Source organism: Acinetobacter stercoris, from assembly GCF_900323515.1.
Classification (GTDB): Bacteria; Pseudomonadota; Gammaproteobacteria; order Pseudomonadales; family Moraxellaceae; genus Acinetobacter; species Acinetobacter stercoris.
Genome location: NZ_OOGT01000183.1, coordinates 1 through 8404, shown reverse-complemented (window position 1 = coordinate 8404; position 8404 = coordinate 1). Strand labels below are relative to the sequence as shown.

Below are 8404 nucleotides of genomic sequence, written 5' to 3'. Positions count from 1 at the left end.
TAATAAACATTGAGGGACAATTGTCTTTTCCATATAAAACCGTTTTTTTAAAATTGTTACTTTGATTTTTCTGTATGTATAATCTGGATGGATAGATAAAACAATGTTTGAACATTCTCAACATGACTTGGATAGTTTGATTGATGAACATCAACTTGTTGATATTTTAAAAAAAACAGAAACGATAGCATTAATCAATTTACTCTCAGAATTTCCTATCCCAACAGCAATTTTATCTACAGAAGGGCGGTTTATTTCGTCCAATCAACTTTTTTCAGATATTTATCAAAGTGATGCATTGTTTCTACATGGTAAATTGCTGAGTAATTTCGTACCTGAAATGTCTGCATATTTCGAGTATGCCCTCAGTTCATTTTCAAAGGGTAAAAAGCAATTAGAAAATGAGCTTTATTATAAAGGACATTTTCTAAATGCTTATTTTAAGCCGTTAAAGAACGAACAGCAGGAAATTGAAGCCATATTGATTGTTTATGTCGATATCACACATCTAAAGCGTAGAGAGCGTGTTTTAGAGTTAAGTAATAAGAAACTACAAGAAGACTTGTATCTGGATCGTATTACGGGTTTAAAAAACAAATTATCTTTTAGTGAGTTTTTTCAGCAAAGAAAGAACCTGAATTCCGAGGAAAAACTCAGTTTTTTAAAAATGGATTTGGATGATTATAAAAAATATAATCAAATGTACAGCTATACACAGGGCGATATTGGTTTGCTACAAATAGCAAACCTATTGAAAGATTTTCTAATTGATGATGATATTCAAATATTTAGGTTTGATTCAGCAAGTTTTACTATTGTACTGGAAAATCAGTCAGAATGGCATGCGATGACTTTGGCCGAACGATTGAAACAATTTATTTATGAGAGAAATCTCCCCTTTGAATATTCAGAAACAAGCCGTGTTACAGTATCTATTGGTGTACTTCATACCAGTATGTCGCGCCTGGCAAATGAAGGATCATTGTTACAACAGTTGGACCTGGCAGTACGACAGGCAAAAGCCATGGGTAAGAATCAAATCAGTTTATTAAAAACCTCTTAATGATAACTTAAGCACTCAAGCTGAGAATTAAAAATATAATTTTCAGGATGAAAGAGGGTGAGCGTTTCTATGATTCCATGTAGAATAGACAAACTTAAATCATTCAGTACACAGTCATCGCTAGACTTAGCAGATTGAGGTAAATGTGACATCTATTCCACAAATGAATGCAGAAGTTCTGCAACAAGCTCAACAGCAAATTCAGCGAGATTTACAAACAGCTCTGGACGCTTTTTCCATCCCGGAACCCTTGAAGTCTGCTGTCAATCATGCAGTCATGTTGGGTGGAAAACGTGTCAGACCTGCGCTTTGCTATGCGACCTCAAATCTGAGTACGAAGAACTCTAACTTTGCAGCAGTTAGACGTGCTGCTGTTGCTATAGAAATGATCCATTGCTATTCATTGGCTCATGATGATCTACCTTGTATGGACAATGATTTGTTACGTCGTGGACAGCCGACATGTCATGTTGCTTTCGGAGAAGATACGGCACTTCTGGCTGGAGATATATTGCAATCAATGGCATTTGAAGTTTTGGGAAGTCGCTTGTTTGATACTGGTGTGGCGGTTGATGGTGCAATTGTTTTAAAGCAAATGCAAATTTTAGCTACTGCGAGCTCAAAAATGGTCTGTGGTCAGGTACTGGATTTGCAGGCTGAAGGTAAGCATGTCGATCAGGAACACTTGGAAACCATCCATCGTAATAAAACTGGTGCGTTGATTCAGGCAGCAATCATGATGGCAGCAGTAACTATCTTCTCTGGCACTGATCAGGCGATTCCTAAACTACGTCAGTTTGGGCAGGCAATAGGTTTAGCTTTTCAGGTTCAGGATGACATTTTGGATGTTACGGCAAGTACAGAAACACTTGGAAAAACTGCAGGTAAAGATGAGCAGGTTGATAAGTCAACTTACCCTGCTTTGATGGGATTGGAACAAGCACAGGCTTATGCACAGCAATTGCATGATCAGGCATTTGATGCACTAAAATATTTTGGTGAAAATGCTCAGGATCTAAATCAGATTTCCAGATTTTTACTTTCTCGTAAAAGTTAATACATTGAAAAAGCAAAAGGGAGCATCAAGCTCCCTTTTTATATGTAGCCATGTTATTTGCTTTTTTGATAGATACGATCTGCTTCATCAAAACGATCAAGAACATCTTGGCTTGGAGCTTTGGTGATTAAACTGACTATTATAATCGTGATAAATGAGCAGACAAAGCCAGGGATAATTTCATAGACACCTGTAGCTGCAAAAACATTTTTCCACAAGATAACGACAACAGCACCAATGATCATACCTGCAATTGCTCCAGAAAGCGTCATACGTTTCCAGAACAGGGACAGAATAATTAATGGACCAAATGCAGCGCCAAAACCAGCCCAAGCGTAGGCAACGAGCCCTAAAACTTTGGAGTCAGGGTTGCTTGCCAGAAAAATGGCTAAAACTGAAACCATTAACACCATTAAACGTCCAATCCAGACAAGTTCAAGTTGTGAAGCATTTTTACGAATAAAGGCTTTATAGAAATCTTCGGTCAACGTACTTGAACATACCAATAACTGACAGCTCAATGTACTCATTACAGCAGCTAAAATACCTGCTAAAACGATACCTGCAATCCATGGGTTAAATAAGATCTTGGTGAGTTCCATAAACACAGTTTCAGGGTTTTTCGTTACAGTACCTGCAAGTTCTGGGTGTTCCTGAAAGAAAGCGATACCAAAGAAACCAGCAGCTACAGCACCACCTAGACATAAAATCATCCATGTCATACCAATTCGGCGCGCATTTGGAATTGATTTAACTGAATCAGCAGCCATGAAACGGACAAGAATATGTGGTTGTCCAAAATAGCCTAGTCCCCATGCCAATAGCGATAAGATGGCAATAAAGCTTAAGTTAGAAAATAAACTTGTTGCGTGTGGGCGGGCAGTTTCAAGGGCGTGGGCTATCTGTGCTGTATCACCCAGGCTTAAAATTGTCACAATTGGAGTCAACAAAAGTGCAAAAATCATTAGGGTAGCCTGAATTGTATCTGTCCAGCTTACAGCAAGGAAACCACCAATAAATACATAACTAATAGTGGCCAAAGCACTAATCCATAGTGCAGTGCTATATGACATCTCAAACATGCTTTCAAATAAACGGGCACCAGCGACCATACCTGATGCACAGTAAATTGCAAAAAAGATTAAAATGACGATCGCAGAAATAATCCGTAAAACCTTTTTGTGATCATTAAAGCGATTTGAAAAATAATCTGGCAGCGTGAGTGCATTATTTTGAATCTCAGTATGAATACGCAAACGGCCTGCGACCAGAAACCAGTTTGCCCATGCTCCAATAATCAGACCAATTGCAATCCACATTTCAGACAAACCAGAGAGAAAAATTGCGCCTGGTAAGCCCATGAGTAACCAGCCGCTCATATCTGATGCGCCTGCTGATAATGCTGTTACGAAACTACCTAAACGCCGACCACCTAAGATATAGTCTGAAAAGTTATCAGTTGCACGATATGCCATCAAACCAATGGCAATCATGGCGACAATATATAAAAGAAATGTAATTAAGGTTGGGTTTAGGGAGCTCATACGATATCCATTTGCATGTTGGACACAATTTGAAATAGTTTTATTTCAAAATGAAAACGAAATTTAAGCACAAAATAATAAATTTTGCAGATAATTTTAGAGCTGAAAAATATAAATAGGCAGTAGACTTTCNGCCTATTTAATTGAAAAAAATAAGATTTAAGTGATATTTTCTATGATTAAAAAATACTAAGGGGCAGGTTATTGATTACGTCCCATTACACCTCGGATTGTATTTAGTACATCTGCAGGTAATACAACTGTTTTAGCATTGTTGGATTTTGCCATATCTTGCATAGCTTTAACGTATTGTTCACCAAGTAGATAGGCAACAGGAATTTCTTTATCACCTACAGCCGATGTAACCATAGTAATGGCTTTTTGTGATGCTTCAGCCAAGACAACCTGTGCTTCAGCATCACGACGTGAAGCTTCCAGACGTCCATCTGCTTCCAAAATGGCAGCTTGTTTTTCACCATCTGCCTTGGTAACTGTTGCACGACGTTGACGTTCAGCCGCAGCCTGAGCTTCCATAGCGGATTGCATGGTATTTGATGGCTGAATATCCTGAATTTCAACGGTTTTCAGGGTAATTCCCCAGTCAGAGATGTCATCTGAAATCGCTGCTTTAAGTTTGGCTTTGATATGATCACGTGAAGATAGTGCATCATCCAGATCCATTTCACCAACAATAGAACGCAATGAAGTCTGAACCAGATTTTGTATCGCCCATGTATAGTTCTCGATCCCGTAAACTGCTTTTTCTGGAGTCGTGAGGTTGATATAGGCGACTGCGTTCATAAGTAGTACAGCATTATCCCGTGTAATAACTTCCTGGGATGGAATATCAAGGACAATATCTTTGGTCGTTACTTTATAGGCGACTTCATCAACATATGGAATAACAAAATTTAAGCCTGGGCTGAGTGTTGAATGATATTTACCTAAGCGCTGAACAATCCATTTATAACCTTGAGGTACAATACGCACACCTTTAAAGATAGTGACAACAATAAAAATTAAAAAAACTAAAGCGATGATAGTTCCAGCACCAAACATTTTTATTTCCTCTTATGTTAATTCTGACGGATTGTGTAATTTTACAACTAGATCATTACCTGAAATATCTGTCACTCGAACCCGATCACCTACTTGTACAGGTTCTAGAGCACGGCAGTTCCATTCATCAGCCCCCAAAACTGGCATGGGGAAACGAACCTTAATCTGCCCATGTGACATTCCAACCTGAATGACCATGCCGACTTGTCCAATCGTTGCTTCACGAGGTAAGCCAGCTTTGGTTCGATCAATGGAAAGAGGTTTAATGAGCTTAAACCAAAGAACAGTGCATGAAATAGAAAAAATAATCCAGACAACAATCTGGACAGTGAGACTCATCCAGGGGAAAAGCCAATATAAAATGCACACCATAATGGCGGCAATACCAAACCATATAGCAGCAAAGGCAGGAAGAATAAGTTCAGATAAAATGAGCAAGATGCCCAGCACAAACCAATGCCATGGTTCAATTATAAAGTTCATACATCTACTCTTCTATCATTATGATGGATATAGATGACGGATCATCTATATCAATGTAACAGAAGAGTAGACAGATGCATATAAAAACGTGATTTTTCTTATAATTTCCTGGTTAAAACTTTGCCTGAAGAGCCGGTTTGAATGCAGCAGGAGATTTTTTAAAATTGTTGATTGCTGTCTCAATGGAACGGATTTTCAGTTGCGCTGCTTTTTCACCTTCAAGAATCGCTTCATTGCTTGCTTTCAGGTCTAGTGTGCCTAAATGTCCAACTTTGGGCTGGATTACGACAGTTGCCTGATTCAGCTCATTGTTGATACTTTGTTGTCCCATAATATTAATGGTCTGGTCCAGAAGTCCCCACATACTGGTTGGTTTATTCCCGGCAGGTCTTGCCGAGATATCAACAGCAATGACGATATCAGCCCCCATATTTCTAGCTGTTTCAACTGGAATAGGGCTAACCAATCCTCCATCGACATATTTGTATTTACCGATAGTCGTGGGGATAAAGACATTGGGAATACTACAGGATGCGCGTACAGCTTGTCCTGCATTACCTTTAATGAAATCTGCTTTTTGACCATTGTCCAAACGGGTTGCAACCGCAGCAAAACGGATTGGAAATTTTTCAATAGGTTTATTAGCAACGTTGGCATTGATATAGTTTTGCAATTTTTGACCTACAACAAAACCCTGACTGCTCAGGGTCAAGTCCCGGATATCGGATTCTTTGAGCTGTAACGCCAGTTGTTGCATTTGGTACGGAGTTTTGCCACTGGCATAAATGCTTCCAACGAAACTACCAGCACTTGTTCCTGTAACGATTTTGGGTTTAATTCCGTGAGATTCTAAAACTTTAATTACCCCGATGTGAGCAAAGCCTTTGGCACCACCTCCGCCCAGGGCAATGGCAATAACTGGTTCACGTGCTTTAAGTGCGGGAGAGGTTGAAGGCTTTTTGGTACCAAAAGAATCACAACCTGCAAGGCTTAATCCTAATATGCCCATTAAGCCATAATGAAATAAACGCATATATATTCGCAAAAGTCTATGAATAAAAAATATGCGCATATCACACCAAATTGTCGATGTTTTGGCTAGTTCTTTTTCAACAGATTTTGTAAAGGTTTGGATAACCAGTTTTTATTTTTAGCTGAAAATTTACCTTCATGTAATTTAAGAATATCTGCTAGATCTTTTTCATAGTTACCAGTAGCTTCGACAACACCTAAAACATGAATAGACTTTTTATCATAATCCAGAGAAAACACAGCTATAGGAATATGGGCACCTTCTGCAATCCGATAAAATCCTGTTTTAATATTTTCAGCAGATTTGCGTGTACCTTCAGGTGCAATTGCAATCCAGATTTGTTCTTGTTGTTGAATAATCTGGATAATTTGTTCAGTCAAACCATGAGGTGAATCGCGGTGAACCGGAATAACTCCCATCCATTGATATATTTTTTTTAAAGGTGAATTAAATAGACTGTCTTTACCAAAAATAGTAAGCCTGAGACCTAGCCCCAGCATTGCCATGAATCCGTACCAAGCGTCGTAATTGGATGTATGTGGCATGACAATAGCTACAGCTTTGGGTAAGTCGGGAAATTCACCCTCAAAGCTCCAGCCTTGTAGCTTGAACAAATTTTTAAAAAAAGAACGGCTGGTATTGGTTCCGCGTTTGGGAACGAGTGGAGGCAAAGCTGGGAAGTTTTTCGACATTTTTTGATGTAGAGACTGAAACTTTTCGAATTTTAAAGTATAAGTAATTTTGTTACATTGGCAAAATATGAAGAGTATTTTGTCTATTTTTTTCGAGTCAACACATATCAGGTCACAATAATATATGCCTAAAACATTTCAAATTTATGTGTTGCTGTTTTCATTATATTGGGCTCAGGGACTGCCTGTCGGTTTTATGACTCATGCTTTGCCCGTTATTTTAAGAATGCAAGGGGTTTCTTTAGCTCATATTGGGGGTTTTGGACTGTTACTTGCACCTTGGGCAATCAAAATATTATGGGCGCCGTGGGTAGATGCCTATGGAAAAACGAGAATAGGTCACTATCGGAGTTGGATTATTCCAGCGCAGTTTTTGACTGTTATACTGCTTGTGCTTTTATCATTTTTACCGATTCAAGCATTGAATCAGCCTATTTATTTATTTGCCTTTTTTGTCTCGATGTTATGTATTAACACAATTGGTGCGACACAGGATATTGCTACAGATGCTTTGGCTGTAAATATCTTAAAAGGGGAACAGCAACATTATGGCAATATGTTTCAGGTCGTAGGTTCCCGATTAGGATTTATTGTGGGGGGAGGTGCGATTTTATGGTCACTGGATTGGCTAAGTTGGCAGCCTACTTTTTTGATTTTAGCTATATTGGTCTTGTTAAATACCTTACCTGTTTTATTTTATAGGGAAGTAAATCAGGAAAGAGTTATAGCTCCAAGTGAATCCAAACCTCATCTGTTGATACAGCTTCGGGGATATTTAAGTTACTTTAGTCAGTCAGTAGTGCTTATAGCGTGGTTATTTGTACTATGTAGCATCAAGGTTGCCGATGGATTGTCGGGTCCATTGCTCAAGCCACTCATGGTTGATTTGGGGCTTTCACTTTCTGAAATTGGCATTTATGTCACCATGTTGGGTGCAGTTGCAGCGTTATTGGGGGCAGGGCTTGCGAGTGTGATACTACATTATATAAAGCGAAGCACTGCATTGCTTTTATTTTCGATCTTTAAAATTCTGAGCTTAGGCGGTTATTTATATCTTGCCAGACTTTATCGTAGCGAGAGTAAAGTGGAACATTGGTTGATCTATATTATCAATGCATTGGAAGATATGTTTGCAGCCATGCTTTTGGTGGTGACCTTAACTTTAGTGATGCAATATAGTCGTAAGGCGTTTGCTGGAACAGATTTTACTCTACAAGTATCCATTATGACCTTGATCAGTGGGGGGCTTTATAGCTTGAGTGGCATTATTGCCGATGCTCTAGGTTATGTAGATTATTTAACTGTGATTTTGGTTATTGGGGTGGTATTGCTATTGCCATTATATTATTGGAAATATTTGGCTGATCGAAGCGAGTAAATAGAGCTTTCAGGAGCCGCTGTTGAAATTAATTTGTCATCTTAATTTTTTATAATAATTATTTTCTATTTTTTTGTAAAAAAATATAGCGTAAT

The 8404-nt window shown here is 38.5% G+C and carries 8 protein-coding genes; 3 read left to right on the top strand and 5 right to left on the bottom strand.

Features of this window, described 5'->3' with window-relative positions; all coding sequences use genetic code 11:
- The first annotated feature begins 103 nt into the window (after positions 1-103).
- Together KPC_RS15615 and KPC_RS15610 are read left to right on the top strand one after the other, a co-directional pair.
- Positions 104-1063, top strand: coding sequence for a sensor domain-containing diguanylate cyclase (locus tag KPC_RS15615; RefSeq protein WP_121975281.1), 960 nt, complete (start codon positions 104-106; stop codon positions 1061-1063).
- A gap of 163 nt (positions 1064-1226) precedes the next feature.
- Positions 1227-2120: a polyprenyl synthetase family protein gene (locus KPC_RS15610; RefSeq protein ID WP_407641993.1), complete on the top strand. Its 894-nt coding sequence runs from the start codon at positions 1227-1229 to the stop codon at positions 2118-2120.
- 53 nt (positions 2121-2173) lie between these two features.
- Here KPC_RS15610 and putP read toward each other — a convergent pair whose 3' ends face one another.
- The 5 genes from putP to KPC_RS15585 all read right to left on the bottom strand — a co-directional run bounded on the left by putP (position 2174) and on the right by KPC_RS15585 (position 6931).
- The gene (gene putP, locus KPC_RS15605; RefSeq protein WP_121975279.1) at positions 2174-3664 is read right to left on the bottom strand and encodes a sodium/proline symporter PutP; all 1491 of its coding nucleotides are present in this window, start codon (positions 3662-3664) and stop codon (positions 2174-2176) included.
- Between the two features lie 201 nt (positions 3665-3865).
- Positions 3866-4723: an SPFH domain-containing protein gene (locus KPC_RS15600; RefSeq protein ID WP_121975278.1), complete on the bottom strand. Its 858-nt coding sequence runs from the start codon at positions 4721-4723 to the stop codon at positions 3866-3868.
- 12 nt (positions 4724-4735) lie between these two features.
- Entirely contained in the window at positions 4736-5206 is a 471-nt protein-coding gene (locus tag KPC_RS15595; protein ID WP_121975277.1) for an NfeD family protein, read from the bottom strand.
- A gap of 112 nt (positions 5207-5318) precedes the next feature.
- Positions 5319-6239, bottom strand: a complete 921-nt coding sequence (locus KPC_RS15590) for a patatin-like phospholipase family protein (protein WP_121975276.1) — start codon at positions 6237-6239, stop codon at positions 5319-5321.
- Positions 6240-6304: 65 nt separating this feature from the next.
- Positions 6305-6931: a 1-acyl-sn-glycerol-3-phosphate acyltransferase gene (locus tag KPC_RS15585; protein ID WP_121975275.1), complete on the bottom strand. Its 627-nt coding sequence runs from the start codon at positions 6929-6931 to the stop codon at positions 6305-6307.
- Positions 6932-7055: 124 nt separating this feature from the next.
- On the opposite strand from KPC_RS15585, the gene KPC_RS15580 reads away from it, so the two are divergent.
- Positions 7056-8309 carry an MFS transporter gene (locus KPC_RS15580; RefSeq protein ID WP_121975274.1) on the top strand — a complete coding sequence of 418 codons (1254 nt, stop codon included), beginning with the start codon at positions 7056-7058 and terminating at the stop codon, positions 8307-8309.
- Positions 8310-8404 lie beyond the last annotated feature (95 nt).